At 72.6% G+C, this 25936-nt stretch carries 27 protein-coding genes; 22 read left to right on the plus strand and 5 right to left on the minus strand.

Annotation, left to right across the window (positions count from 1 at the left end):
- The first annotated feature begins 58 nt into the window (after positions 1 to 58).
- The 7 genes from PSU4_RS02645 to PSU4_RS02675 all read left to right on the plus strand — a co-directional run bounded on the left by PSU4_RS02645 (position 59) and on the right by PSU4_RS02675 (position 6976).
- Positions 59 to 1288, plus strand: coding sequence for a cytochrome P450 (locus tag PSU4_RS02645; RefSeq protein WP_147102324.1), 1230 nt, complete (start codon positions 59 to 61; stop codon positions 1286 to 1288).
- Between the two features lie 11 nt (positions 1289 to 1299).
- A complete protein-coding gene (locus PSU4_RS02650) occupies positions 1300 to 2094 on the plus strand; it encodes an SDR family NAD(P)-dependent oxidoreductase (protein WP_147102325.1) in 795 nt (264 codons plus the stop codon).
- A complete protein-coding gene (locus PSU4_RS02655) occupies positions 2091 to 2645 on the plus strand; it encodes a VOC family protein (RefSeq protein WP_186816704.1) in 555 nt (184 codons plus the stop codon). Before PSU4_RS02650 ends, PSU4_RS02655 begins: the two co-directional genes overlap by 4 nt.
- 11 nt (positions 2646 to 2656) lie before the next feature.
- Positions 2657 to 2845, plus strand: coding sequence for a ferredoxin (locus tag PSU4_RS02660; protein WP_147102327.1), 189 nt, complete (start codon positions 2657 to 2659; stop codon positions 2843 to 2845).
- 89 nt (positions 2846 to 2934) lie between these two features.
- A complete protein-coding gene (locus PSU4_RS02665) occupies positions 2935 to 4569 on the plus strand; it encodes an FAD-dependent oxidoreductase (protein ID WP_222596146.1) in 1635 nt (544 codons plus the stop codon).
- A 27-nt stretch (positions 4570 to 4596) separates the two neighbouring features.
- Positions 4597 to 5031 carry a cupin domain-containing protein gene (locus PSU4_RS02670; protein ID WP_147102328.1) on the plus strand — a complete coding sequence of 145 codons (435 nt, stop codon included), beginning with the start codon at positions 4597 to 4599 and terminating at the stop codon, positions 5029 to 5031.
- A gap of 4 nt (positions 5032 to 5035) precedes the next feature.
- The gene (locus PSU4_RS02675; RefSeq protein ID WP_147102329.1) at positions 5036 to 6976 is read left to right on the plus strand and encodes an oxidoreductase; all 1941 of its coding nucleotides are present in this window, start codon (positions 5036 to 5038) and stop codon (positions 6974 to 6976) included.
- 164 nt (positions 6977 to 7140) lie between these two features.
- Here the strand turns inward: PSU4_RS02675 and PSU4_RS02680 are convergent, their stop codons facing one another.
- The 3 genes from PSU4_RS02680 to PSU4_RS02690 are packed head-to-tail and all read right to left on the minus strand — an operon-like array spanning position 7141 to position 9937.
- The gene (locus PSU4_RS02680) at positions 7141 to 8142 is read right to left on the minus strand and encodes a zinc-dependent alcohol dehydrogenase (RefSeq protein WP_147102330.1); all 1002 of its coding nucleotides are present in this window, start codon (positions 8140 to 8142) and stop codon (positions 7141 to 7143) included.
- A 3-nt stretch (positions 8143 to 8145) separates the two neighbouring features.
- A complete protein-coding gene (locus tag PSU4_RS02685) occupies positions 8146 to 8955 on the minus strand; it encodes a sugar phosphate isomerase/epimerase family protein (protein ID WP_147102331.1) in 810 nt (269 codons plus the stop codon).
- 37 nt (positions 8956 to 8992) lie between these two features.
- Positions 8993 to 9937, minus strand: coding sequence for a ketopantoate reductase family protein (locus PSU4_RS02690; RefSeq protein ID WP_147102332.1), 945 nt, complete (start codon positions 9935 to 9937; stop codon positions 8993 to 8995).
- Between the two features lie 193 nt (positions 9938 to 10130).
- Between PSU4_RS02690 and PSU4_RS02695 the strand changes: the two genes are divergently transcribed.
- From PSU4_RS02695 to PSU4_RS02760, 14 genes are all read left to right on the plus strand, one after another.
- Positions 10131 to 10904, plus strand: a complete 774-nt coding sequence (locus PSU4_RS02695; protein WP_186816705.1) for a class II aldolase/adducin family protein — start codon at positions 10131 to 10133, stop codon at positions 10902 to 10904.
- 116 nt (positions 10905 to 11020) lie between these two features.
- Positions 11021 to 12298 (plus strand): alpha-hydroxy acid oxidase, encoded by a 1278-nt coding sequence (locus PSU4_RS02700; RefSeq protein ID WP_246114910.1) that lies wholly within the window; start codon positions 11021 to 11023, stop codon positions 12296 to 12298.
- Between the two features lie 92 nt (positions 12299 to 12390).
- Positions 12391 to 13596: an ABC transporter substrate-binding protein gene (locus tag PSU4_RS02705; protein WP_147102334.1), complete on the plus strand. Its 1206-nt coding sequence runs from the start codon at positions 12391 to 12393 to the stop codon at positions 13594 to 13596.
- A 69-nt stretch (positions 13597 to 13665) separates the two neighbouring features.
- Entirely contained in the window at positions 13666 to 14529 is an 864-nt protein-coding gene (locus PSU4_RS02710; RefSeq protein WP_147102335.1) for a branched-chain amino acid ABC transporter permease, read from the plus strand.
- On the plus strand, positions 14522 to 15625 hold the full coding sequence (locus PSU4_RS02715; RefSeq protein WP_147102336.1) for a branched-chain amino acid ABC transporter permease: 1104 nt from the start codon (positions 14522 to 14524) through the stop codon (positions 15623 to 15625). Before PSU4_RS02710 ends, PSU4_RS02715 begins: the two co-directional genes overlap by 8 nt.
- Entirely contained in the window at positions 15625 to 16455 is an 831-nt protein-coding gene (locus tag PSU4_RS02720; RefSeq protein ID WP_147102337.1) for an ABC transporter ATP-binding protein, read from the plus strand. Before PSU4_RS02715 ends, PSU4_RS02720 begins: the two co-directional genes overlap by 1 nt.
- The gene (locus PSU4_RS02725; RefSeq protein ID WP_147102338.1) at positions 16439 to 17143 is read left to right on the plus strand and encodes an ABC transporter ATP-binding protein; all 705 of its coding nucleotides are present in this window, start codon (positions 16439 to 16441) and stop codon (positions 17141 to 17143) included. Before PSU4_RS02720 ends, PSU4_RS02725 begins: the two co-directional genes overlap by 17 nt.
- A gap of 36 nt (positions 17144 to 17179) precedes the next feature.
- The gene (locus PSU4_RS02730; protein WP_147102339.1) at positions 17180 to 17752 is read left to right on the plus strand and encodes a hypothetical protein; all 573 of its coding nucleotides are present in this window, start codon (positions 17180 to 17182) and stop codon (positions 17750 to 17752) included.
- A 25-nt stretch (positions 17753 to 17777) separates the two neighbouring features.
- The gene (locus PSU4_RS02735) at positions 17778 to 18572 is read left to right on the plus strand and encodes an SDR family NAD(P)-dependent oxidoreductase (RefSeq protein ID WP_147102340.1); all 795 of its coding nucleotides are present in this window, start codon (positions 17778 to 17780) and stop codon (positions 18570 to 18572) included.
- The gene (locus tag PSU4_RS02740; protein WP_147102341.1) at positions 18569 to 19330 is read left to right on the plus strand and encodes an SDR family NAD(P)-dependent oxidoreductase; all 762 of its coding nucleotides are present in this window, start codon (positions 18569 to 18571) and stop codon (positions 19328 to 19330) included. The genes PSU4_RS02735 and PSU4_RS02740 overlap by 4 nt, the downstream gene beginning before the upstream one ends.
- A 10-nt stretch (positions 19331 to 19340) precedes the next feature.
- Positions 19341 to 19802: a VOC family protein gene (locus tag PSU4_RS02745; protein ID WP_147102342.1), complete on the plus strand. Its 462-nt coding sequence runs from the start codon at positions 19341 to 19343 to the stop codon at positions 19800 to 19802.
- Positions 19799 to 21244 carry an FAD-dependent oxidoreductase gene (locus tag PSU4_RS02750; RefSeq protein WP_246114911.1) on the plus strand — a complete coding sequence of 482 codons (1446 nt, stop codon included), beginning with the start codon at positions 19799 to 19801 and terminating at the stop codon, positions 21242 to 21244. The genes PSU4_RS02745 and PSU4_RS02750 overlap by 4 nt, the downstream gene beginning before the upstream one ends.
- Positions 21241 to 22149 (plus strand): TrmB family transcriptional regulator, encoded by a 909-nt coding sequence (locus PSU4_RS02755; RefSeq protein WP_147102344.1) that lies wholly within the window; start codon positions 21241 to 21243, stop codon positions 22147 to 22149. Before PSU4_RS02750 ends, PSU4_RS02755 begins: the two co-directional genes overlap by 4 nt.
- A gap of 69 nt (positions 22150 to 22218) precedes the next feature.
- On the plus strand, positions 22219 to 23907 hold the full coding sequence (locus PSU4_RS02760; protein WP_147102345.1) for an alpha/beta hydrolase: 1689 nt from the start codon (positions 22219 to 22221) through the stop codon (positions 23905 to 23907).
- A gap of 51 nt (positions 23908 to 23958) precedes the next feature.
- Here PSU4_RS02760 and PSU4_RS02765 read toward each other — a convergent pair whose 3' ends face one another.
- Positions 23959 to 24780, minus strand: coding sequence for an LLM class flavin-dependent oxidoreductase (locus tag PSU4_RS02765; protein ID WP_147102346.1), 822 nt, complete (start codon positions 24778 to 24780; stop codon positions 23959 to 23961).
- 78 nt (positions 24781 to 24858) lie between these two features.
- Here PSU4_RS02765 and PSU4_RS02770 point away from each other — a divergent pair, with 78 nt between their 5' ends.
- On the plus strand, positions 24859 to 25335 hold the full coding sequence (locus tag PSU4_RS02770) for a MarR family winged helix-turn-helix transcriptional regulator (RefSeq protein ID WP_147102347.1): 477 nt from the start codon (positions 24859 to 24861) through the stop codon (positions 25333 to 25335).
- An 18-nt stretch (positions 25336 to 25353) separates the two neighbouring features.
- On the opposite strand, the gene PSU4_RS02775 is transcribed toward PSU4_RS02770, so the two are convergent.
- Complete coding sequence (locus PSU4_RS02775) at positions 25354 to 25914, minus strand: TetR/AcrR family transcriptional regulator (RefSeq protein ID WP_147102348.1); 561 nt, start codon at positions 25912 to 25914, stop codon at positions 25354 to 25356.
- Positions 25915 to 25936: the final 22 nt, after the last annotated feature.

Genomic DNA, 25936 nt, shown 5'->3' on the forward strand with positions numbered 1-25936 from the left:
GTCACGACGCCGACGTCCTGACCGGCCCGGGAGGCTCCATGACCGCGACGGCCCTGCCATGACTACAACAGCTCGGACCGCACTCGCCGAACTCGAGCAGTTCGCCACCGGCGCGAGCGCGCCGGACCCGTACCCGATCTTCGCGCGGCTGCGCGCCGAGGCGCCCGTCGTGTGGAGCGAGCCGCTGCAGGCCTGGCTCGTCACCGGCTGGGCCGAGGTCACCCGGGGATTCAAGGACGCGGCGTCGTTCGGCCCGTTGACCGCGGGCGCCGGCAGCAGCGCGATCTACGGCCGGACGATCCTGCACATGTCCGGCGACGAGCACCGCCGCAAGGCCGCCATCGTCGCCCGGCGCATCCGCAACCGCCGCGAGCTGCGCGGCACGATGCGGGAGCGGATCACCGCGCTCGTCTCCGCCCTGGGCGACGAGCTGCCCAGCGCCCCCGGGGTCGCCGACATCCGTGCCGGGCTGACCACCCCGTTGCCGCTCACCGTGATCGCCGAGCTGACGACGATGCACGAGGCCGTCAACTTCCCGCAGTGGTACCACGACCTCGCCGGCGCCAGCGTCTCCAACGTCTCCCGTGACCCCGCCGTGCACGCCCGCGGGGTGGCCGCCCGCGAGGAGATCGACGCCTGGCTCGACCCCGCGATCGCCCGCAAACGCGCCGACCCCGGCGACGACCTGCTCTCGGACCTCTGCACCGTCGAGTACGAGGGCCAGCGGCTCTCGGACACCGAGATCAAGTCCAACACCGCGTTCTTCCTCGCCGCCGGCATCGAGACCACCGACCGCGCACTGGTCAACCTGCTCGGCGGGCTGATCCGGCACCCCGAGCAGTGGGAACGACTCCGCGCCTCACCAGAGCTGGTGCCGTCGGCGGTCGCCGAGGTGCTGCGCTGGAAGGCGCCCGTTCAGGGCTCGGTGCGCCAGGCGCTGGTCGACGCGTCGCTCGGTGGGGCCTCGATCGCCGCGGGGGAGAAGCTGATCCTGCTCCTCGGCGCAGCCAACCGCGACCCCGCGGTGTTCCCCGACCCCGACACCTTCGACGTCGGCCGGTTCGCCGACAACGCCGACCCCCAGTTCACCCCGGTCGGCCCGTTGCGCGCCTTCGGCGGCGGCGAGCACACCTGCTCCGGGTCGCTGCTGGCCAAGCTGGAGATGGAGGTCGCCCTCGAGCACCTCCTGAGCCGCTACCGGCGGCTGTCCTTCGCGGGTGAACCGCCGGTCGACGCGGGCTTCATGCTGCGGTCCGCCCCGTCCCTGTTGCTCGAGCTGCACCCCTGAGGAGACGAACGATGACCCGCTTGTCGGGAAAGAGGGCCGTGATCACCGGAGCCGGCTCCGGCATCGGCCGGGGGACCGCACTGCGGTTCGCCGCGGAAGGCGCGGCCGTCGTGTGCGCCGATCGCGACCTCGCCGGGGCCCAGGAGACCGTCACCCTGATCGCCGGCAAGGGCGGCACCGCGCTCGCCGTCGCCGCCGACGTCGCGAACGAGGCCGACGCCGCCGCGATGATCGACTTCTGCGCCGACGCCTTCGGCGGACTCGACATCCTCTACGCCAACGCCGGTATCCCCGGCGTCGGCACCGGCGCGGGCACCACGCTCGACGAGTGGCAGCGCGTCATCGACGTCAACCTCACCGGCGTCTTCCTCTCCGACAAGTACGCGCTCAAGCACCTCATCGCCCAGGGCGGCGGCGGGTCGATCATCAACCAGGCCAGCGTCGGCGGGCTCGTCGGCGTCGCCGGGATCGCCCCCTACGCCGCCGCCAAGGCCGGCGTCATCGGGCTGACCCGCCAGCTCGCCGTCGAGTACGGCCCCGCGCAGATCCGGGTCAACGCGCTGTGCCCCGGCACCGTGCCCACCCCGCTCGTCCGCGCCACCTACGAGGCCCGTGGCGGGTTCGGCACCGACACCGGCGAGTCCGTCGACGAGACGCTGGAGATGCAGCGCGCCCTGCGGTTCCCGCTCGGGCGCCTCGGCACCGAGGAGGACGTCGCCATGGCCGCGGTCTACCTGGGCAGTGACGAGTCGACATGGGTCACCGGCCAGATCTGGGCCGTCGACGGCGGGCAGACCGCAGCATGAGCACCGAACAGCCTGTGAGCGGGAATAGTCGCCATGGCGACTATTCCCGCTCACAAGGCCCGGTCGCCGAGCCGGCCCGCGGCACCGCCGCCGAGGGCATCGCCCGGATGCATCACGTCGGCATCCAGGTCGCCGACCTCGACCGCTCGCTCGCCTTCTACGAGGGCCTGCTCGGCTTCGAGGTCATCACCCGGCAGGTCCGCGGCGAGGCCTACGCCGGCGAGGTCGTCGGCTACCCCGGCGTCGAGCTGCACCTCGCGCACCTGCGTCCGCCCAACTCGTCGGTCGTCATCGAGCTGACCGAGTACCGCGGTGTCGAACGCACACCCGTCGACACCTCGACGGCCAACCCCGGCACCGCCCACACCTGCTACGTCGTCGACGACGTCGAGGCCGTCCACGCCGCCCTGCTGGCCGCGGGCGTCCGCCCGGTGTCGCGCACGATCGTGTCCCCGGAGGTCGGGATCGCGAAGGGCGGCAAGGTCGTCTACGTCCAGGATCCCGACGGCGTCCGCGTCGAGCTGCTGCAACCACCACCGTCATCGAGCTGAGGGGGAGCCCCGTGCGCGTCGACATCGATCTCGCCGCCTGTGCCGGGCACGGGCAGTGCGCCGCGACGTCCCCGGACGTCTACCACCTCGACGACGACGGGTTCGTCCTCGACGACGTGACCGTCGCCGACGGCGCGGAGGACGACGCCCGCGAGGGCGCATCGGCCTGCCCGGAGAACGCGATCACCGTGCGGGACTGAGTCCGGAGCGGTTGACCCGGCGCCGAATTCAGGGTCATAGTAGTCAGTATCTTCACCACGTAGCGTCGGTCACAAGGAGGTGCGGGCTCGTGCGCGTCTGGAACGGCGATCTCGGTTCGGAACACGACATGCTGGTCGTCGGGGCCGGGGCGATCGGCCTGACCGCGGCCCTGGTGGCCGCCGACGCCGGCGCCCGCGTCGCCGTCCTGGAGAAGGCGCCCTACCTCGGCGGGACCTCCGCGGTGTCCGGCGGGATGTTCTGGATCCCGATGAACACCCGGATGTCGGCACTGGGCCTGACCGACGACCGCGACGACGCGCTGCGCTACCTGCGTGCCGTCACCGACGGTCGCACCGCCGACGACGTCCTCGCCGCCCTCGTCGATCGCGGCCCCGAGATGCTCGACTTCCTCGAGCGTCGCGCCGGGCTGCGCATGGCGCCCATGGACAACTTCCCCGACTACCACCCCGAGTGGGACGGTGCCCACCCCGGCGGCCGCTCGCTGGACCCCGAGCTCTACGACATCCGGCAGCTGGGCGAGCTCGCGGAGAGCCTGCGCCCCGACGCGCGCCTGCCGTTCACGATGCGCGAGTACGAGGAATGGCGCATCTTCACCCGCTTCCCGACCGACATGCTCGAACAACGGGCCGCCGACGGCCTCGTCGCGCGCGGCCGCGCCCTGGTCGCGCCGCTCGTCGCCGCGTGCGCCGACGCCGGCGTCACCCTGGTCACCGACTGCGGCGCCGAACGCCTCGTCGTCTCCGACGACGCCATCGCCGGCGTCCTCACCGCCGACGGCAGGCGCATCGACGCCCAAGCCGTCGTCATCGCCTGTGGCGGGTTCGAGTGGTCACCGGAGATGGTCGACAACTTCCTGTCCGGGCCGGTCCACGGAAGCTGCAGCCCGCCCCACAACACTGGCGACGGAATCCGCATGGCCGCCAAGGCCGGCGTCCGCCTCGGCTCGATGCGCGAAGCCTGGTGGGGACCGATGGTCCTCGTCCCCGGCGACGAGACCGACGGCGCCCAGACCGGCACCCTGCTGCGGTTCGAGCGCACCGGTCCGCACACCGTGATCGTCAACCGCAACGGGCAGCGGTTCGTCAACGAGGCGCACAACTACAACGACATGACCAAGGCGTTCCACCTGTTCGACCCGGGCGCCTACGACTTCGCCAACCTGCCCGCCTACCTGATCTTCGACGAGCAGCACCTGCGCGAGTACGGCTTCCTCTCCCACCGGGCCGGGCAGCCGACACCGTCGTGGATCCGCACGGCCCCGACGATCGCCGAGCTCGCCGCGCTGCTGGAGATCGACCCGGCCGGACTCGGCGCGACGCTGGACCGCTTCAACGCCAACGCGCGCAACGGCGTCGACCCCGACTTCAACCGGGGTGCCAGCGCCTACGACCAGTACTGGGGCGACCAGCACGCCCCGCACCCCGCGCTCGGCCCCGTCGAGACCGCGCCGTTCTACGCCGTCGAGGTCGTCTCCGGGGTCATCGGCACCAAGGGCGGCATCGTCACCGACGGCGACGGCCGCGCCCTCGACGCCTTCGGCGACCCCGTCCCCGGCCTCTACGCCGCGGGCAACACCACCGCGCACCCGATGGGCCCCGGCTACCCGGGCGCGGGCGCCACCCTCGGCCCCGGCTCGACGATGGCCTACGCCGCGGGCCTCGCGGCCGTCGCGCAGCTCGGCCTGCGCCCCGTCTCGACCTGATCCAGCCCACCACCACGAGGAGAACACATGAGGTCCCAGTTCCAGCCGATCATGGGTGGCGTCGGCGGACGGTCCCGCATCGACGACAACGAATGGCACTACCTCGCCGACCCGGACGAGAACCCCGAGTTCTTCGAACACATGACCGAGCCGGTCCAGATCCAGTTCCTCGGCAAGAACTGGGACGAGGGCCCCTGGATCATGCCGAACAAGTTCCCGCCCAACGCCAAGGCCGACCGGCACGCGCACAACCACGCGACGATCTACTACATCACCAAGGGCTCGATGACGTTCAACGACGGATCGGGCTGGTACCACCCCGGCGACCTGCGCTGGATCGAGCCGTACAACGAGTACGGCCCCGAGGAGGCCGGCCCCGACGGCGTCGAGTTCCTCCTGATCTCCGCCGGGCCGATCGACGTGCAGTGGGAGGGCGGCGACACCCACATCGTGAAGGGGTGACGCCGTGCCGTTCCCGCACCTGACGGCGCCGCTGCACGTCGGGCGGCTGCACCTGAAGAACCGCACCGTGTTCCCCGGCCACCAGACGCTGATGTCGCACGACGGCGTCGTCGGGGACACGATGTACCGCTACTACCTGGAGCGGGCCAAGGGCGGCGTCGGCGCGGTCGTCGTCGAGGGTGCGGCGGTGCACCCGTCGGCACCGAAGTTCCCGAACTACCTCTACGCCTACGACGACGCGATCGTCCCGTCCCTCGACCGGCTCGCCGACGGCCTGCACGAGTTCGACTGCAAGGCGATCGTGCAGCTCGCCCACAGCGGCTCACGGATGCCGTCGCTGGACTCGCAACGGCCGCTGTGGGCGCCGTCGGACGTGCGGTCGGCGATCTCGCCGGAGTTCCCGCACGCCATGACCGAGGCCGAGATCGCCGAACTGCTCGACGGCTACCTGCTCGCGGCGCGCAACGTCGGGCGCTCGGGTGCCGACGGCGTGGAGTTCCACTCCGCGCACGAGTACCTGCCCGGGCAGTTCCTCTCCCCGGTCAACAACCTGCGGACCGACCGCTGGGGCGGCTCGCTCGACAACCGGATGCGGTTCCTGCTCGACGGCCTCGCCCGGGTCCGGGAGGGCCTGGGCGAGAACAAGGTCCTCGGCGTCCGCATCAACGGCAGCGACCTGCGCGACGACGGCGTGCAGACCGACGAGTACGTCGAGATCGCGCGCCGCCTGGAGGCGAGCGGACTCGTCGACTACATCTCCGTCAGCGCCGGGACGTCGGCGGCCAACCACCTCATCGTCCCGCCGATGGACGTCGAGGAGCGGGTGTTCACACCCTATGCCGCGGCCATCAAGGCGGCGGTGACGTCCGTGCCGGTGTTCGCCGTCGGCAGACTCAAACGGCCCGAGACCGCCGAGGCGCTGCTCGCGGCCGGCGAGGCCGACGTCGTCGCCGAGGCGCGGGCGTTCATCGCCGACCCGGAGTGGCTGAACAAGCTGGTCAGCGCCCCCGACACGGTGCGCCCCTGCATCGCCTGCAACCAGGGCTGCTTCGGCAACCTCTACCTCAACCGGCGGCTGACGTGCTCGGTCAACCCGGCGGTCGGGCGGGAGGCCGAGCTGGGCCTGGGCACCGTCCCGACGATCGCCGTCCGCAGGCGGGTCGCGGTCGTCGGGGGTGGGCCGGGCGGGATGGAGGCGGCGATCACCGCCGCGTCCCGCGGGCACGACGTCACCCTGTTCGAGGCGACGGGCCGGCTCGGTGGGCAGGTGCTGCTCGCCACCGCCGTGCCCGCGCGCACCGAGCTGGGCGAGATCGTCGAGCACCAGGTCGACGAGCTCACACGCCTCGGTGTCGACGTCTGGCTCGGCGCCCGCGCCCGTGCCGCCGACCTCGCCGGGTACGACGCCGTCGTCACCGCGACGGGGTCGACGCCACGGCCGGCGCCGTTCGGCGCGGCCCTCACCCCGGAGGAGGCGATCGTCTCCACCGAGGACTGGTCGGGGCGCGACGTCGTGGTGGTCGACGACGTCGGCCACTTCGCCGCCTACCTGCCCGCCGAGCTGATGGCCGACCGCGGGGCGCGCGTCGTCGTCGCGACGGCCAAACTCACCGCGGGCACCGGGCTCGACTCGGCGACGATGATGACGATGCACATGCGCCTGGCGCGCAAGGGCGTCGAGTTCCTCGTGCACGCCGCGCCGGTCTCGGCGTCCGACGGCGCGGTGACGTTCCGCGACACCCTCTCGGGTGCATCACTGACCCGTCCCGCCGACGTGGTGGTCGCCGCCGTCGGCAACAAGGCGGGCGACGCCCTGGCCCACGAGCTGCGCGACTGCGCGGGATCCGACGACGGGCCCGACCTGCACCTGGTCGGCGACTGCGTCGCCCCGCGCACCATCACCGAGGCGATCCGCGAGGGCCGCCTCGTGGGCCGCGCTCTGTAGCCCGGCCCGGCCGGCCCCACCCGGCCCACCCCCGGGGAACGAACGGCACAGTCGGGCAGCTGAGTTGCGCCACTGTGCCGTTTGTGCAAAGAAGGCGGTGCAGCGGCAGAACCCGCAGGTCAGGCCTCGTGAGCGGCGATAGTCGCCATAGCGACTATCGCCGCTCACAGGTGGACGAACACCTTCACGACGTCGGCGGCGCCGGTGATGGCGTGGTCGAAAGCGGCGGCGACGTCGTCCAACGGGTAGGTGCCGCTCACGAACTTCGCCACCGATTGTTGCTGTGCGCCCACCACCGCGAGGGCCTCGGGGAACAGGCCCGCGCGGGCGCCGACGATCGTCACGCCCTGGAACAGCACCTTGGGGACGGGGACGACGATGTCGTGCGCCGCGACGCCGACGACGACGAGCCGGCCGCCGTTGCCGACCGCGCCCAGCGCCGACTCGAGGCCGGGCTTCGTGCCGGACGCCTCGAAGGCGACGTCGGCGCCCTCGCCGTGGGACCAGTCGGCGACGGCGCCGGGCTCGGCGAGCGGGTCGACGACACGGGTGGCGCCCAGCTCGGCGGCCAGCGCGCGGCGGCCTTCCACCGGGTCGCACACGAGGATCTCGTGGCCCGCCGCCGCGGCGCACACCGTGATGGCCAGGCCGATCGGGCCGGCGCCGACGATCACGAGCCGCTCGTCGCCGCGCAGCTCGGCGCGGGCGACGGCCATCGTGGCGATGGAGAACGGTTCGACGAGCGCGGCCTCGGTCGGGGTCAGGCCGGGGGCGCCGAAGAGCTGGTCGACGGGGGCGACGACCTGGTCGGCGAGCCCGCCCGGTAGCGCGACGCCGAGCGCGCGGAACGACGTGCAGGCGGGCCAGGCGCCGCGGGTGCAGGGCCGGCACACCCCACACGGGATGGCCGGGTTGATGGTGACGGTGTCACCGACCTGCAGCGGGCCGTCGTAGCCACGGGGGAGCGCGGAGAGGGTGCCGCCGACCTCGTGGCCCTGCCGCAGCGGGAACCCGGTGTCGTGGCGCTCCCCGAGGTACATGTGCAGGTCGGTGCCGCAGAGCCCGACGGTGCCGACGTCGACGACGGCGTCGTCGGGGCCCGGGTCGGGGTCGGCGACGGTCTCGACGTGGATCTCGCGGGGTCCGGTGGTGACGGCTGCGCGCACGGTCTACTCCTGTCCGGGAAGCGTGGCCCGCGTCGCCTCGAGGAGCCGGCGGGCGCGGGTGGTGGGGTCGAGTGCGGCGGCGAGGTGGTCGGACTGCACCTCGACGCTGACGGGCAGCCCGTCGGGCAGGGCGGCGACCAGGTCGTGCAGCGGGAGATCGCCCTCGCCGGGCGGGAGGCGGTGGTGGCGGGCCTCATGGACGAGACCGTCGACGCCGTCGACGTCCGCAGGAGCTGCGGCGGGTCCGTCGCAGATCTGCCAGTACCCGATCCGTTCGGGGGCCACGGCGGCCACGGCGGCGACGTCGGCGGGGGTCTCGCCGCTGCGGTGCAGGTGCAGGGCGTCGACGAGGACGGCCGCGGCGGAGGGTTCGGCGCCGATGTCGTCGAGGGTGGCGACGGCGGCGGCGAGGGTCGGGATGCGGGTGAACCGCATGAACTCCAGCCCGATCCGGGTCGGCCCGCCGGTGGCGGCCTTCACCAGTGTCGCGAGCTCGGCGCGGGTGTCGGCGGGATCGGGGTGGCTGCTCACGGTGAGCAGGAAGCGGGCGCCGAGGACGACGGCGAGGTCGAGCAGTCGCAGTGCCTCGTCGATGCTGCGGTCGGGGCCGAGGCGGACGACCTCGAGGTCGAGCAGGGTGAGGCCGTGGTCGTCGGCGCGGCGGCGCAGGGCCACGGCGGCGGCGGGGTCGGTGTCGGGGTCGAGCCGTAGTCCGGCGGCGTCGTAGCCCGCGGCCGCGGCGGCGTCGAGGGTCGTCTCGGGCCCCGCATCGAGGACCGTTCCGGCGGCGAGGGAGAGCAGCGGGGCGCTCATGCGTAGTCGCTAGAACTGAGACGACGGGTGCTCGGGGTCACCGGACACCCGCGAGTGCGAGCAGGCCCAGAACGGTGGTGTGCACGGGCACCGGGACCCCGTGGGCGCCGGCGAGCCGGGCCACGGCGGCGGCCATCCCGGACAGCTCGGTGCGGCGTCCGTTGCGGACGTCGGTGCACATCGACGTGTAGTGCTCGCCGGTGCCGGCCCAGACCGCGCGGGCGTGGTCGAGCGCGGCGTCGCGGTCGAGTTCGACGCCCTCGGCGTGGGCGACGGCCACGACCTCGGAGACCATGCGTTCGGCCAGGTCGCGGCCCTCGGGGCTGTTCCACACGGTCGCGACGGTGACCCGCGGGACCGAGCTCAGGGGGCTCATCGACGCGAGAGCCAGCTTGTTCCAGATCAGGGTGTCGACCTGCGGGACGGCCTCCGCGCCCAGGCCCGCCGCCTGCAGCGCGGCCGCGACGTCCGCACCGCGTTCCAAGGGTGCGCGGCCGCGGCCCATGCGTCCGAGGTCGGTGCGTGAGCCGCCGGCGGCCGTCGACACCGAGACGGTGATCCGGCCCGGTTCGGCCAGTGCCGCACCGACCGTCGTGGTCCCGACGAGCGTGCGTTCCTCGCCGAACACGTCGGCGACCAGGGCGTCGGTGCCCAGGCCGTTCTGCAGCGGGACCGCGACGCCGTCGGGGGCGAGGACGTGGGCGGCGGACGCCGCGGCCTCGCCGAGGTCGTAGGACTTGGTGAGCAGCAGCAGGACGTCGAGCGAGCCGGGGGCGACGTCGGTGGTGCGGGCGGCGACGGGGACGTCGACCTTCCACGGGTCGCTGCCGGGCGGGTCGACCTGCAGCGGCCCGGCGGCCAGCGCCTGGACGTGGGCGCTGCCCCGTCCGACGAGGACGACGTCCGCTCCGGCGCGGGCCAGATGGGCGGCGTAGGCGGAGCCCACCCCGCCCGCTCCCAGTACCCCGATACGTCCCGTCATCGCGACTCCCTCCGGTCGGCCGCGGCGTCGCGACCCGTAGCAGCGCTCATCGGATTCCGGGACCCGGCCCGGCGCAAACCCTGACCACAAAAGCGTCACTAGAACCCTAGCGCCGCACCTACGGGCCGGGCTAGCCTTCCGGTCAGGCGACGCCGCCCAGGCCGGTGGCGGCGTCCCGGACCGGAGGATGCCGATGAGTCTCACCGAGAGCGAGAAGGCGCCGACCACCGCGACGGGCGTCAAGGCCGTCGTCAGCGAGAGCGACCCGCGGTTCCAGATCGCCGCGTCGCGCCGGATCCTGCACCGCGAGGGACTGGACAGTCAGGTCGGCGGGCACGTGAGCCTGCGGGTGCCCGGTGAGGAGGCCTTCCTCGTCACGCCGTTCCAGTACTTCGACGAGACCCTGCCCGAGCACGTCAGCAAGGTCGGGTTCGACCTGAAGGTCATCGAGCAGGGCACGCTGCCCGCCTCGCCCGGCATCAACTTCCACGCCTCGATCTACTCCGCGCGCCCGGACGTCAACTGCGTGATCCACACCCACGCGAAGAACATGGCGGTGCTGAGCACCACGGGTGAGCCGTTCGGCATGTACTACGACTACGCCTCGCTGCTCCTCGACGATGTCGTGCCGTGGACCGACGACCCGAACCTCGTCCCGTCCGAGGAGGGCGACCTCATGGTCGCGCAGCTCGGCGGGAAGAAGGCGCTGCTGATGGGCCACCACGGCTCGCTGCACGTGGGCGACACGCTGGAGCGCGTCACCATGGAGGCGCTGATCATGGAGATGTGCGCCGGCTACCAGCTGGCGGCCATGGCGGTGAACGGCAAGCAGCTCGACCGTCGGATCGCCGAGAGCTACCGCGGCGCCTACCTCAAGAACGAGTTCCGCGAGCAGATGTGGATCGCGAACTACCGCCGGCTTCTGCGTAGCGATCCGGACCTCTTCGCCACGCTCAAGCAGGACTGACAACCGAGCGTCGTCGGTCGGGTCACGACGGTCACGACGCCCTCCTGGCGGATCCGGACGGGTCCACGGCGGGGCGCGTGGCCGTCGCGGCGTGCCCGCGACCGGGAGGGACGGACGTGGCAGGAGACGGACGCGGGACGGGCCGTCCGGCGGGTCTGCGGGCCCGGCGGGCCGCCGCCGCGATCACGGTTGCCGATCTGCGCCGTGCGGCGCGCAAGCGGTTGCCGCGCATGGTCTTCGACTTCGTCGACGGCGGTGCCGAGGACGAGCTGACGGTCACCGAGAACGAGGCGGCCTTCGACCGCGTGGCCTTCCGGCCGCGGGTGCTCGTCGACGTCGCGCAGCGGTCGCAGGCCGTCACGGTGCTCGGCAGGCGGCTGGAGATGCCGGTCATCCTCGGTCCGACCGGGTTGATGCGGATGGTCGGGCACGAGGGCGAGCTGGCCTCGGCCGCCGCGGCGCACGCGTTCGGCACGGTGTCGGTGACCAGCTCGGGGTCGAGCGTGTCCATCGAGGACGTCGCGGCGTCGGTGGGCTCACCGCAGTGGTTCCAGCTCTATCCGTGGGGTGACCGCTCGACCGTCGAGAACATCATCGCCCGCGCGCGCGACCTCGGGTTCGGGGCGATGGTCGTGACCGTCGACGTGCCGGTCGTCGGCGCACGGGAGAAGGACCTGCGCAACGGGCTCACCGTTCCGCCACAGGTCAACGCACGTACGGGCTGGGACCTGGTGCGTCATCCGGGGTGGCTCGCCGGGCTGCTGAGCCATCCGAGGCCGACGTTCGCGAACTTCACCGGGCTCATGACCGAGGCGAAGGGCACGACGGGCCTGGCCGTCTACACCAACGGGCTGCTCAACCCGGCCCACACGTGGCGCGACCTCGAGTGGATGATCGAGCGCTGGGGCGGGCCGGTCGTGCTCAAGGGCGTCATGACCGGTGAGGACGCCAAACGTGCCGTCGACGTCGGCTGCCAGGCGATCGCGGTGTCCAACCACGGTGGCAGGCAAGCCGACTCGGTGCCGGCGGCGCTCGACGTGCTGCCCGAGATCGTCGACGCCGTGCCCGCCGAGGTCGACGTGCTCCTCGACGGCGGTATCCGCCGCGGCGGGGACGTGGTTAAGGCGCTCGCACTGGGCGCCAGGGCCTGTCTCGTGGGCAGGCCCTGGGTGTACGGGCTCGCCGCCGGCGGGACCGCGGGTGTCGAGCGGATGCTCGCGATCCTGCGCGACGAGATCGACCGCACGCTCGCACTCGTCGGACGGCCGGGCGTCGGGGCGCTCGACCGGTCTGCCGTGGGCCCGTGGCCGCGTGCCGCCGCGGCCGTCCGCGACCCGTTCGCGGGCGACGTGGCGGCACCGTCTCCGAATCGTGAGCAACATAAACGTCGTTAGCTTCTTGACGACGCTTATTCGTGACGCCTAGATTTCCGCGGAGTTGCGGGCGTCACACGTCCGCGCACCACCCCCAGCCGGAGGAACCCCCGATGATGCGCAAGCCCCTCCTGATCGTGGCAGCGGCCGTCACCGCGCTGCTCGCGGCCGCATGTGGAAACGTCTCGAGCAGTTCGGGAGGGGGAGGGGACACCCCGCCGGGCATCACGGCCGACCAGATCACGATCGGCGCGACGCTGCCGATCACCGGCACCGCGGCCATCTCCGGGCAGGGACTGCAGGCCGGTATCGAGATCGCCGTCGACGAGATCAACGCCAACGGCGGCATCGGCGGCCGCAAGGTCAACGCGATCATCCTCGACGACGGCTACACCGCCGACCGCGTCGTCACCAACGTGCGGCGCCTGGTGTCGCAGGAGAACGTCTACGCGATCGTCGCCCCCGCGGGCTCGCAGGGCCTGCCCGGCACGTGGCAGTTCCTCTCCGAGAGCAAGACGCCGACGTGGGGCCCGATCTCCCCGGCCGACCCCAAGCAGGCCGAGGTCTACCTGCTCAGCGCCACCCGCGCCGCTCAGGACGCGGTCGCGATCGACTACTTCGCCAAGAAGGGCGCCAAGCGCCTCGCGGTCATCCAGCAGGACAACGACCTCGGTGTCTCGGCCAAGCAGGCGCTCGCCGCGCAGATGCCCAAGCACCCCGACATGCAGATCGTCGCCGACGAGACCACGCAGGCCGCCAACACCGAGGTCTCCTCGGCGGTCAACAAGGTCGTCGCGGCACAGCCCGACGCGGTGCTGCTCGCCGAGGACAACACCTCCAGCGCGCTGATCCTCAAGCAGCTGCGGGCGCAGGGCTTCACCGGCATGGTCTTCGCCGACCAGGGCGCGGGCGGCACCGGCGGCACCTCGACCGTCGGACCGGCCGGCGACGCGGCCGAGGGCTTCCTCGGCGGCATGCAGGCCGACACCGTCTCCACGGACAACCCCGCCGTCGAGCACTGGCGCGAGCTGGCCAAGGCCAGCGGCAAGCCCCAGGCCGAGAGCGGCTTCTCGCTGCAGACCTACAGCTACGTCCAGGCGTTCGCCGAGCTGGTCAAGCGCATGGGTGACGACGTCTCCTACGCGAACTTCCAGAAGACCGCCGAGGGTCTCGCGACCGACCCGATCAAGCTGGGCTCCATCCCGGACATCGAGTGCGGACCGCTTCCCGACGGCCACACCTGCGCCAAGCAGGCCGGCATCGCGAAGTACACCGGCGGCAAGTGGGTCGTCGAGCAGCAGTTCATGGCTCCGGTCTGACCCACCACCACCGCACCTGAGTAACGCCCCGCGCCGCGATCGGCCGGGCCGAGCAGGAAGGAGAGAAACGTGCTGCAGACCATCGTCAGCGGGCTGGAGTCCGGAAGCTGGTTCGCCCTGCTCGGCCTGGCCATCGTCGTCGTCATGAAGGCGGCCGACGTCCCCAACTTCGCCATGGCCGAGATGGGACTGGTCGCCACCTACGTCGGAATCTCGCTCGCCGCGGCGGGCCTGCCGTTCTGGATCACCGTGCTCGCGACACTCGTCGTCGGCATCGCACTGGGAGTGCTCATCGACGCCGCGCTCATGCGCCGGCTCTCGAAGTACGGGCACTTCCCGTTGCTGCTCATGACGATCGGCCTCTCGCTCGCACTCAACGCGGTCGTCGGCCTGCTGTGGGGCCACGCCCCCCGCAGCTTCCCCGCCCCCTGGTCGGGTGTGTCGGTCGGCGTCGGCGGTGGCGTGTCCATCGGCGTCTCGCAGATCGTGTCGATCGTCGTCGGGCTCCTCGGCGCCGTCGCGATCACCATGTTCTTCCGCTCGTCGACGGGTTCGCAGATGCGGGCCGTCGCCGAGAACCGGGCGACCGCACGGCTCATCGGTGTCAACGCGGGCCGGCTGTCGGCCATCGCGTGGGGCATCGGCGGGCTCATCGCCGCCGTGACCGTGATGCTGCAGGCGCAGTCGTCGCTGGTCTCGACGATCACGCCGACGTCGCTGATCATCTACGGCTTCGTCGCCGCCACGATGGGCGGCTTCACGTCGCTGATCGGCACGTTCGTCGGCGGCCTGATCCTGGGTGTCATCCAGCAGTTCGTGGGCACCTACATGTCGACCGCGGCGCAGTTCTCCGTCGCCCTGCTGGTCGTGTTCCTGGTCCTGATCCTGCGTCCCGACGGGTTCACCAAGGGAGTGAGGTTGCGCGATGTCTGACTCGACCGAGGTGCTCGCGAGCGCCCCGACCACCGGGCCCGCCGCCGTCGCGGCCGGGATCAGAGCCAACGCCGGCGCCGCCGACGACGGCGGACGCGGGCCGGGCCTGCGGAAGGGCATCGTGGCGATCGTCGCCCTGGTGGTCCTGTTCGCGGTGCCGTTCGTCGCGAACTCCTATCTGGTGTTCGTCCTCAGCCTGACGCTCGTCTACGCGATCTCGACCGTCGGGTTCAACCTGCTCATCGGCTGGTCGGGCCAGATCGGCCTCGCCCACGCCGCCCTGTTCGCGATCGGCGCCTACGGGAGCGCGGTCACCGTCGAGCACGGGATCCCCTTCCTGGTCACGATCCCGCTCGCGGGTGTCGCGGCCGCGCTGCTCGCGGTGATCATCGGGTTCCCCGCGGTCCGGCTGAAGGGCTTCTTCCTCGCCATCGCGACGCTCGCGCTCGGCATGGCGATCGTCGAGCTCCTGGTGTTCGCCCGGCCCATCACCGGTGGTGGCGCGGGCATGAACGTCGACGTCTGGACGCTGCCCAGCATCACCGGCAGCGCGTCGACCTACTTCGTGATCCTCGTCGTCGCCGCGCTGACGTTCTTCCTCACCCGCCGCGCCCTGCTCGGCCGGTTCGGCCGCACCCTGCAGGCGGTGCGCGACCTCGGGCCGCTCACCGGCTCGCTCGGGGTGTCGGTGCTGCGCTACCGGCTCGTCGCGTTCGGGCTCTCCGGGTTCATCGCGGCCGTCGCCGGCACGCTGTACTCCCAGCTGCAGACGTTCATCTTCCCGGCCATGTTCCACATGAACCTGCTGGTCCCGATGCTGGTCATGGTCTTCGTCGGTGGCGCCGGGTCACTGTGGGGCCCGCTGGTCGGCGCCGCGTTCGCCGTCGTCATCATCGAGTTCTTCCAGGACCTCGGCGACCAGCAGGCCATCGCCTACGGCGTCGTGCTGATGGTCGTGATCGCGCTGCTGCCGGGCGGTCTCACCTCGCTGTTCCGCACCGTCCGTGACTCCCGCTTCGGGACGGCACTGCAGCGGCGCAAGCCCGCGACGCCCGTGCCCGGCACCCAGGGCACCGCCGCGAAGGAGGACGCGTGATGTCCACCGAGACCGTCGGCGCCGGAGACACGGCCACCCCCTCGCGCGAGGCGACTCCCGTCGTCGAGTTCGACGGGGTCGGCAAGTCCTTCGGCGGCAACTCCGTGCTGGAGGGCGTGAACCTCGCGGTGCGGCCCGGGTTCACCGGCCTCATCGGCCCCAACGGCGCCGGCAAGACGACGTGCCTCAACGTCGTGTCCGGCTACCTGCGCCCCGACGCGGGGGACGTCCGCCTCGGCGGGCAGAGCGTCATCGGGCTGCGGCCGGACAAGGTCGCCCAGCTCGGCGTGTCCCGCACGTTCCAGACCCCGCGGCTCATCCCGAACCTGTCGGCGGTCGAGAACGTGATGGTCGGCGGCGGCCGCCACCACCGGCACGGGCACATCGCCGAGCTGTTCGGCGTCCCCGCCGCGCGCCGCGACGAGAAGACCCAACGTGCCCGCGCCCGCGAGCTGCTGGCCGTCTTCGGCCTCGGTGAGCACCCCGACCGGGCGGCGAACCAGTTCCCGATCGGCAGCCAGAAGATCATCGAGGTGGCCCGGGGCCTGCTCAACGACCCCACGCTGCTGCTGCTCGACGAACCCGCCGCGGGCCTGGGCGCCGAGGACGTCGACCGGCTGGTCGACGGACTCAACGGCTGGCTGGGGGAGCGGCCGGGAGCCGCCGTCATGATCATCGAGCACGACCTCGAACTCATCACCCGGCTGTGTCCCACAGCCGCGGTCCTGCACTTCGGGCGGATCATCCAGAACGGACCGCCCAAGGACGTCCTGCGCGACCCCGTCGTCGTCGAGGCCTACCTGGGAGCCGACGTTGCTGCTGGAGATTGAGGATGCCCGGACCGGCTACGGCGGTCTGGAGGTCCTGCACGGGGTGTCGCTGACCGTCGACGAGGGCGAGATCGTCACCGTCCTCGGGCCCAACGGCACCGGGAAGACGTCGCTGATGCGCCTGCTGTCGGGGGTGCTGCCGCTGTGGTCGGGCCGCATCACCTTCGACGGCAAGGACCTCGGCAAGGCGCCACCCAACAAGCGCGCCGGCCTGGGGCTCTGCCAGCTGCCCGAGGGCCGCGGCATCTTCCAGACGCTCACGGTCGGGGAGAACCTCGACCTCGGGCTGGCCGCGCGGCGCGCGTCCGGGTCCGCGGCCAAGGCCGACCGCGACCGCGTCCTGGGCCTGTTCCCGGAGCTCGCGGGCCGGCTCGACCAGTCGGCGTCGTCGCTGTCCGGTGGACAGCAGCAGATGCTCGCGCTCGGCCGCGCGCTGATGAGCCAGCCGCGGCTGCTGCTCATCGACGAGCTGTCGTTCGGGCTCGCGCCACGCGTCGTTCGGGACCTGTTCGACGTCGCACGTGAGCTGCGCGAACAGGGCGTCACGCTGCTGATCGTCGAGCAGCAGGCGGCCGCGCTGCGCGTCTCCGACCGCACCTACATCCTGCGGGGCGGGCGCAACGAGCTCACCCGCAACTCCGACGAGCTGCTGGCCTCCGACGAGCTGGTGAGCTCGTACCTGCGCTGACGGAGAGTGCCGGCGCCGGAGCACCGAGGGGGAACCATGACGGGGGACACGGGGGAGCTGCACCTGCGCCAGCTTCCCGACCAGCTGCGCGCGCTCGACCCACCGGTCGACCCGCGCGTCCTGGAACTGGTCGACGCCGAGCACGCCCGGTGGCGCGGGCTGCACGACCGGCTCGTCGCGCTGATCGTGCAGCTCATCGACGTCGCCACCGACGCGACGGGGGGTGAGCACGCGGTGAACGACGTCATCACCCGGATGATCGGGGAGACGACCGTCGGCATCGACGACCTCGTCGGCTCCGGGGCCGCGGTGGACCCGGCCGAGATCGCGGCGCTGCTGCGGGCGCACGGGTCGGTCGGGACGGTGTCGTCGGTCGGGCCGACCACGACGTTCCGGCACGCCTGCGGCAGCGGCGGGCACTACTGGCGGGACAACCCCGACGTCGCGACGGTCGCCGAGGGCGAGGTCCCCGGTGTCCCGGGCGGTCGTCCGCGCTACTGCGCGCGCTGCATCCGCAGCATCTCCAGCCACGCCCACGGCGCCTGGACGGTCACCCCACCCGACACCCCGGCGGAGACCTGCACGTGGCGGGTCACGGTCGCGCAGTGAACGTTCGTTCCATCGAGGAGAAGACATGACTGCCGTAGCGACCGCTGTCGTCACCGGCGCGGGCAGCGGCATCGGTGCCGTCATCGCCCGCCACGCCGGAAAGGCCGGCTACCGCGTCGCCTGCTGGGACCGCGACGCCGACGCCGCCGCGGCCACCGCGTCCGCCATCGGCGACGCCGCCACCGCCCGCCGCGTCGACGTGACGTCCGAGGACGACGTCGTCGCCGGGTTCGAGGCGCTCGACGGGCCGCCGTCGCTCGTGGTCAACAACGCCGGGCTGGTCCGCTTCGGGCCGCTCGCGACGCTGTCGGTCGCCGACTGGAAGGCCGTCCTCGACGTCAACCTGACCGGCACGTTCGTCGTCGCCCGCGAGGGCGCGAACCGGATGGGTGGCGCGGGCGGGGCCGTCGTGAACATCTCGTCGGTCAACGGGATCGCGGCCGCCCCCAACGGCGGCGCCTACACCGCGACGAAGGCCGCGGTGATCAAGCTGACCGAGCAGATGGCGCTGGAATGGGCGGGCAGCGGGGTGCGGGTCAACTGCGTCGCGCCGGGGTTGATCAACGCCGGGATGTCCGACGCGATCTACGCCGACCCCGAGATCCGCAGGCTCCGTCAGGGGCAGGTGCCTCTCGGCGAGCTGGGGACCGCCGAGCAGGTCGCCGACGCCGTCATGTTCCTGGCCTCGCCCGGCGCCGCGTACGTCACCGGGCAGACCATCGCCGTCGACGGCGGCATCACCGTCGCGGCACTGGCGCGGATGGCGCGCCCGAAGTCGGTCGACTCCGTGGGAGCCGATCCCGAGCAGGAGGTGTCGTGAAGGAGATCGCCGGAACGTCGGTGCTGGTCACCGGCGGTGGCAGCGGCATCGGCGAAGGTGTGGCGCGGCTGTTCGTCGCCCGTGGCGCCCGCGTCACGATCAGCGGGCGCCGTGAGGACAAGATCCGCAAGGTCGCCGACGACATCGGCGCCGGGTGCAACGCCGTCGCGGGGGACGTGACCGTTCCCGCCGACCGCGAGCGGATGCTGGCCGCGGCGATCGAGCACGGCGGCGGGCTGGACACGCTGGTCAACGCCGCGGGCAACATGTACCGCGGGAAGATCGACGAGCTCGACGAGCGGCAGATGCTCGACCTGTACCACGCCAACGTCGTCGGACCCGTCCAGCTGACCGGGCTCGCGATGCCCGCGCTGCGGGAGCGGTCGGGCTCGGTCGTCGTGTTCGGGTCGGTGCACACCCAGCGCGCGTTCCCCGGCGCCTCGCCGTACGCCGCGACCAAGGGCGCGCTCGAGGCGCTGACCGGGGTGCTCGCCGCGGAGCTGGGCCCGCAGGGTGTCCGCATCAACTGCATCCGCCCCGGCGGCGTCTACACCGAGATCAACGAGCGCGCCGGCCTGGGCACCCCCGAGGAGGCCCAGGCCCGGCTCGCCGGTCTGGCCGCCGCGCACGCGATCGGGCGCATCGGGACCACCGAGGAGGTCGCCGAGGCGGTCGCCTACCTCGCCGAGGCCGAGTGGGCCACGGGCAGCATCCTGACGATCGACGGCGGCCTCTCACTCGGCGTGACGAACGACTGAAAGGCCCGCAATGGAGCTGTACCACGTCGGCTACGTCGTCGACGACATCGAGAAGGCGATGGCCGCGCTGTCGGCCACGGCCGGCCGTACGTGGTCGGAGATCCGTCCGCGGCATCTTCGCGTCCAGGTCGACGACGACCCCGAGATCCTCGAGATCGAGCTGCTCGCCGCGTACTCGCAGCCCGGCCCGCCCTACGTCGAGCTGATCCAGGACGTCCGCGGCGGCATCTGGTCCGGCGGTGCCCACGGCGGTGCGCGGCTCGACCACCTCGGCTACTGGGAGGCCGACCTGCCCGGTCGGGTCGCCGCACTGCGTTCCGCGGGTGCGACGCAGGTCGTGCACGCCGTCGACGAGGAGGGGAACCCGACGAGGTTCGCCTACCTGCGCGCCCCGGGCGGCGGTCCGTGGCTCGAGCTGGTCGACGAGTCGGTCAAGCCCGAGCTGATGGCGTGGATCGAGGGCCCGTCGTGACAGGGTTGGAGTGCGACGTCGTCGTCCTCGGCACCGGGCCCGCCGGGATGGCCGCCGTCGCCGCGGCCGCCGCCGAAGGCGTCGACGTCGTCGCCGTCGAGGCCATGGACCACATCGGCGGCAACTGCGTCTGGTCCACCGGCTACCTGACGTTCGTCGGCTCCGCGATGCAGGCCGAGCAGGGCCTGGTCGACGACGTCGAGACCTTCGTCGCCGACGCCGCCCGGATGACCGCCGAGGCGGCCGAGGGCTACGGCCTGGTCGTCGACGAGGACCTGGTGCGGCTCTTCGGCCGTGAGAGCGCCGAGACCTACGACATCCTCACCGCCCGCGGCGTGCGGTTCAGCCGGTTCATCCCGCGGCCCAAGCAGCACACGGTCGACCGGATGGCCGCGGTCGTCGACCCCTGGATGTTCAGGTCGGCGTTCGAACCCGACTTCGCCCTGCCCAACGTGCGCACCCTGTTCGCGACGACGGCGCGCCGGCTGCTCACCGACGACAGCCGGGTCACCGGCGTCCTGGTCGACGGGCCCGGCGGCACCACCGCGATCACCGCCCGCGGCGGCGTCGTGCTCGCGACCGGCGGTTATCAGTCCAACCCCGAGCTGCGGCAGCGCTACCAGCCCAACTTCCTGGCCCGCGGGCCGTACCTGGGCGTCGACACCTGCCGCGGCGACGGCCACCTGATGGGCCAGGCCGTCGGCGGCGACCTGGTCAACATGACGTTCGTCCCGCCGCTGGTCATCGTGTCGTCGTCGCTGGTGGAGGACGCGATCGCGGTCAACGAGTCCGGCGAGCGGTTCCACGACGAGGCCGGTGTCTACGAGGAGCGCGTCGAGGCGCTGCTCGCCCAGCCCGGCCGCCGCGGCTGGTACGTCGTCGACGACGTCGTCGCCCGGGAGAAGGCGACACTGATCGGGCAGATGCCCGAACCCGCGGTGCAGGCGCCGACCCTCGGCGCGCTCGCGGCGACGATCGGCGTCCCGCCGGCCGCGCTGGAGGCGACCGTCGAGGGCTGGAACTCCTTCCTCGCCACCGACGCGCCGCAGGACCCGGCGACCGGGCGTGTCGTCATGCCGCCGGGGCGGCGCACCTGCGCCACCGCGCCGTTCACCGCGATCCCCATGGTCGTCGGCGTCAACTTCGTGTCCGGCGGGTTCCGCGCCACGCAGTCGTTGCAGGTCATCGACGTGTTCGGTGTACCCGTCCCCGGTCTCTACGCGGCGGGGGACTGCCTCGGTGGCCTCGGCGGCACCGCCGAGCTGGGCGGCACCCGCATCTCCGGTGGCTCCACCCTCGGCCGCCTCGCCGGCCGGGCCGCGGCGCGCGGCGAGTCCGACACGACGGCGCGCCACAGCGTCCAGGGCGCGTTCCTGCCGTCCAAACTGGACACGAAGATCGCCCTCATGTCGCTCGACGACCACTCCCTGGACCAGCGATGACCGTTCCCGACGGAGTCGTCGCCCAGCTCCAGGAGCTGGGCATGTCGATGTACGAGGCCAAGGCCTACCTCGCTCTCGTCGCCGCGGGCGAGCCGCTCAACGGCTACGAGGCCGCCAAGCGTTCCGGCGTCCCGCGCAGCACCGTCTACGAGACGCTCGGCAAGCTCACCGCCAGCGGCGCGACCTACGAGGTCCGCACCGACGACGACACCGTCACCTACCTGCCGCTGCCGCCCGCGTCGCTCATCGACCGGCTCGGCCGCCGCTACGAGTCGACCCTCGGCGCCCTGCGTGCGGCCCTGCCCTCGATCGCGCCGCCGTCGCGGGTGCACCTGATCCACAACCTCACCGGCCGCGATCCGCTGCTCGAACGCGCGGGCGACGTCGTGTCCGGGGCCCGCCACGACCTCTTCCTCTCCACCTGGCCGCAGGAGGGGGCGCAGCTCGACGGTCTCGTCCGCGACGCCGACGCCCGCGGGGTCGCCGTCACCACGCTCACCTACGGCGAGGACGAGGACCTGCCGGGACACGCCTACGCGCACACGCTCTCCCCGCCCGCCGTGGTGCTGGAGAACCTGGGCTGCCGGCTGTTCGTCGCCGTCGCCGACCGGCGCGAATGCGTCATCGGCGGGTTCGTCGACTCCGACGCGTGGGGCATCTTCTCCGACAACCCCGCCGTCGTCCTGGTCGCCGTCGAGTACGTGCGTCACGACATCGCCATGCAGCTCGTCGCGTCCCGGTTCCCCGCCGACGAGGTCGCGAGCTTCTGGAGCACCGACGACGACCTCACCCGGCTGCGCTCCGACCACGGCTTCGCCGCCAGCGCCCTGCGCGCCGGGGGTGCCGACGGGGAGCGGCCCAGCGGCCCCCGCCGCGGTGGGCGCCGCCGGGGCCGCAGCGCCTGAGGGTCCCCCGGGTAGCGATATCGTTCGCCGAATGTTGCTGCCGACGGTGCCTTCGCCGTGGATGCCGGTGTGACCACGACCCGCGAGGCGCCGCCGGAGGAGGTGGTCGGCGCCGACGACGAGCCCGAGCCCCCGGTACGACGCTGGTTCGCCCCCAGCCTGCCCGGGCTGTGGGGGGCACTGATCCTCGCGTGCCTGTCGTTCACCCCGTCGCTGCTGCCGCGCACCGGGCTGCTGCAGGGGGCGGTCGCGGGCATCGGCGCGATCCTCGGCTACGGGCTCGGAGTCCTCGCCGCCGTCGTGTGGCGGGCCTTCGCCGGGCGCGGCCCGCGCCGGGCCCGGCGCGGGCCGGTGATCGTGTTCGGTGTCGTCGCCGTGCTCGCCGTCGCCTGCGCGATCATCGCGGGCCGGTACTGGCAGGGGCAGCTGCGCGAGCTGATGGGCGTGCCTGCGCAGGGGTGGGGCGAGAGCCTGCTCGCCGTGCCGGTCGCGGTCGTCGCGTTCGTCGTCCTGCTCGCGGTGTGCCGGCTGCTGTTCCAGCTCGGGCGCGGCATCGGCCGGCTCTTCTCGCGCTGGATGGGCCGTCGCGGCGCCCGCGCGCTCGGCGGGCTGCTCGTCGGCGCGGTCGTGGTGTACCTGGTCAGTGGGCTGGCCCTCGACAGCTTCTTCACCGCCACCGACCGCGCCTTCGCCGCCGCCAACGACGCCACCCCCGACGGCGTCACCCGCCCCACCTCCGACCTGCGCTCCGGCGGCCCCGAGTCGCTGATCAGCTGGGACTCCCTCGGCCGCGAGGGCCGTATCTTCGTCGCCGGCGGGCCGTCGTCGGCCGACATCGCCGCCTTCACCGGAGCCGGCGCCGCCGACCCCATCCGCGTCTACGCGGGCGTCGACTCCGCCGACACCGCCGAGGCCCGCGCCGCCCTCGCCGTCGCCGACCTCGAACGGGCCGGCGCGTTCGACCGGGCGCGGCTGCTGGTCGCCACCACCACCGGGCAGGGCTGGCTCGACGCGGGCGCGATGTCGTCGTTCGAGTACGTCGCGGGCGGCGACTCCGCGATCGTCGCCCTCCAGTACTCGTTCGTGCCGTCGGGCTTCTCCTACCTCGTCGATGCCACCCGCGCGCAGGCCGCGGGCCGTGCGCTGTTCGACGCCGTCTACGGCAGGTGGGCGTCGCTGCCGGTGGATCGCCGTCCGCAGCTCTACGTCTTCGGGGAGAGCCTCGGGTCGTTCGGGGGAGAGGCGGCGTTCAGCGGCGAGGCCGACCTGCGCAACCGCACATCGGGCGCGCTGTTCGTGGGCCCGCCCAACTTCAACGCCCTGCACACCGAGTTCCGCGACGACCGCGACCCCGGAAGCCCCGAGGTCGAACCCGTCTACCGCGAGGGGCGCACGGTCCGGTTCAGCACCGACGTCGCCGCCGGGGCGCCGCCCACCGGCGCGCCCTGGGACGGCTCGCGGACGCTGATCCTGCAGCACCCGTCGGACCCGATCACGTGGTGGAGCCCGTCGCTGCTGTTCAGCCGGCCCGACTGGCTCGCCGAACCCCGCGGCCGCGACGTGCTGCCGTCGATGACGTGGCTGCCGATCGTCACGTTCTGGCAGGTCACGCTCGACATGCCCGCGTCGGCCGAGGTGCCCGAGGGGCACGGCCACCGCTACACGGCCGAGTCCGTCGACGCCTGGGCGCTGCTGCTGCGCCCACCGGACTGGACGCCGTCGAAGGCCGACCGGCTGCGCGCGATCATCGCGGCCTGATCTCCCTGTGAGTGGCGATGGTCGCTATGGCGACCATCGCCACTCACGACCTCATGTGCCGCTGAGCAGCTCGACGACCGGTGCGAACTGCTCCAGGAACTGGGCGTTGACGCTGATGTAGGACGTGCCGATCCGGTCGCGGCGGCGCCGCAGCTCGGCGGCCATCTGCTGCGGGGTGCCGCGCAGCATGGTCAGCGCGTCGGCGGCGACCAGCTCGTCGGCGTCGACACCCATGAACTGCTTCGTCCACGGCGGCACCTCGTCGCCGACGACGAAGATGTTCATGGCCAGCTCGATGACGTCGGCCCGGTCGCCGGCCTTGGCGCGCAGGTCGTCGGCCATCGCGGCCATGTCGTCGATGTCCGCGAGCGGACCCGCGGCCAGGGTGACGATGTCGGCCTTCTCGGCGGCCAGGGCGCGCGACTTCGGCCCGCCGGCGGCGACGAGCACGGGTGTGCGCACCCCGTCCTTGTCGAGTTCCCGCACCCGGTCGATGGTCTCCCCGACCTGGGCCAGGCGTTCGGCGGTGCTGCCGTAGGGCATGCCGAGACGTTCGGCCGACTGCTTCGCCGCCGGGATGCCGGTGCCGATGCCGAGCTCGAAGCGCCCGTCGGTCAGGACGGTCATGGAATGCGCGTCCCAGGCCGCGGCCATGGGCGTGCGCAGCGGGGAGGCGAGCACGAACGTCGCGACCCGCACGTCGGCCGCCGACGCCGCGACGGCCAGCGACGGGAACGGCGAGAGCAGCTGGAGCCCGTCGGGCATCAGCAGGGTCGAGTAGCCGAGCTGGGCGATCCGACGCGCGGTCGCACGCCAGGAGTCCCCGTCGCCCTGCGGTGTGGCGACGACGCCGAAGCGGAAGGTGCGGGTCATGGTTCCTCCTCGTCGAATCGTTACAAGACAGAACGATTCTCTGATGCACATCATTTGTCAACTGCTACGGTTCCGGTCATGGACGATGCTCCGCAGCCGCCGGGACCCGGGCCCGGGTCGGCGTTCCTGCTCGCACAGATCGGTGCGCACGCGGCGATGCGCTTCGCCGAGCGGATCGGCGAGCTCGACCTGACGCCGCCGCAGACGGGACTGCTGCGGGCGGTCGCGGCCGCACCGGGGCGGTCGCAGCAGGCGTTGGCCACCGTTCTCGGGACGCCGCCGAGCCGGCTCGTCGCGCTCGTCGACCAGCTCGACGAGCGGGGCCTGGTGCAACGGCGGCGCAACCCGGCCGACCGTCGGCTGCACGCCCTGCACGTCACCGAGGCGGGGGAGAAGTTGTTGCAGCGCATCGCCGAGGTCGGCCGTGCGCACGACGACGCGATGTGCGCGGCGCTCGACGACGCCGAGCGCGCGACGCTGCGGGCGCTGCTCGGGCGGATCGCCGACGAGCAGGGGCTCACGCCGGGGGTGCACCCTGGCTACCGGCACGCGTGAGCTGCCGGGCCGCGTGGGTCAGCCTCCCGCAAGCTCCAGTGCGATCTCGAGCGCGGCCGCCTGCCGTTCGTCGGCGGAGACCGGCAGGCTCTCCTCGTCCATGAACGCCCCGAGGTGCAGTGCGATGACGGCCAGCCGCATCCGCATCTGGTCGGCGGCCGAGGCGTCGGGATCGGTGACGGCGCGGCTCATCGCGAAGAATCGCGCCTTCATGTCCTTGGCGGCGGCGACGTCGCGCAGTGACGACTGGCCCTCCTGCATCAGTCGTGCGACCTGCGCGGCCGAGGGGCCCGTCAGCAGGCCCTGGTAGCGGCGCAGCACCTCGGCGCGGGTCCCGGCGCCGGGGCCCTCGGCCTGGGCCCACTCCACGATCTCGTCGACGCCGGCGAGGAAGTCGTCGAAGAGGGCGCCGACGATCTCCTCCTTGGTCTTGTAGTGGTAGTAGACCGCGGCCTTGGTGATGTCGAGCCGTTCCGCGATCTCGCGCAACGACGTGCCGTCGTAGCCGCGCTCGGCGAACAGCTCGAGTGCCACCGCGCGGATCTGCGCACGGGTGTCCGTGCGTCGTGCGTCCGTCACCGTTCACCTCCGGGTCGTGATG

Source organism: Pseudonocardia sulfidoxydans NBRC 16205, from assembly GCF_007989085.1.
Classification (GTDB): Bacteria; Actinomycetota; Actinomycetes; order Mycobacteriales; family Pseudonocardiaceae; genus Pseudonocardia; species Pseudonocardia sulfidoxydans.

Coding starts and splice junctions, on each gene's coding strand:
- PSU4_RS02645 (WP_147102324.1), top strand. CDS start 59: ATGACTACAACAGCTCGGACCGCACTCGCCGAACTCGAGCAGTTCGCC.
- PSU4_RS02650 (WP_147102325.1), top strand. CDS start 1,300: ATGACCCGCTTGTCGGGAAAGAGGGCCGTGATCACCGGAGCCGGCTCC.
- PSU4_RS02655 (WP_186816704.1), top strand. CDS start 2,091: ATGAGCACCGAACAGCCTGTGAGCGGGAATAGTCGCCATGGCGACTAT.
- PSU4_RS02670 (WP_147102328.1), top strand. CDS start 4,597: ATGAGGTCCCAGTTCCAGCCGATCATGGGTGGCGTCGGCGGACGGTCC.
- PSU4_RS02685 (WP_147102331.1), bottom strand. CDS start 8,955: ATGAGCGCCCCGCTGCTCTCCCTCGCCGCCGGAACGGTCCTCGATGCG.
- PSU4_RS02690 (WP_147102332.1), bottom strand. CDS start 9,937: ATGACGGGACGTATCGGGGTACTGGGAGCGGGCGGGGTGGGCTCCGCC.
- PSU4_RS02695 (WP_186816705.1), top strand. CDS start 10,131: ATGAGTCTCACCGAGAGCGAGAAGGCGCCGACCACCGCGACGGGCGTC.
- PSU4_RS02705 (WP_147102334.1), top strand. CDS start 12,391: ATGATGCGCAAGCCCCTCCTGATCGTGGCAGCGGCCGTCACCGCGCTG.
- PSU4_RS02715 (WP_147102336.1), top strand. CDS start 14,522: ATGTCTGACTCGACCGAGGTGCTCGCGAGCGCCCCGACCACCGGGCCC.
- PSU4_RS02720 (WP_147102337.1), top strand. CDS start 15,625: ATGTCCACCGAGACCGTCGGCGCCGGAGACACGGCCACCCCCTCGCGC.
- PSU4_RS02730 (WP_147102339.1), top strand. CDS start 17,180: ATGACGGGGGACACGGGGGAGCTGCACCTGCGCCAGCTTCCCGACCAG.
- PSU4_RS02735 (WP_147102340.1), top strand. CDS start 17,778: ATGACTGCCGTAGCGACCGCTGTCGTCACCGGCGCGGGCAGCGGCATC.
- PSU4_RS02745 (WP_147102342.1), top strand. CDS start 19,341: ATGGAGCTGTACCACGTCGGCTACGTCGTCGACGACATCGAGAAGGCG.
- PSU4_RS02755 (WP_147102344.1), top strand. CDS start 21,241: ATGACCGTTCCCGACGGAGTCGTCGCCCAGCTCCAGGAGCTGGGCATG.
- PSU4_RS02765 (WP_147102346.1), bottom strand. CDS start 24,780: ATGACCCGCACCTTCCGCTTCGGCGTCGTCGCCACACCGCAGGGCGAC.
- PSU4_RS02770 (WP_147102347.1), top strand. CDS start 24,859: ATGGACGATGCTCCGCAGCCGCCGGGACCCGGGCCCGGGTCGGCGTTC.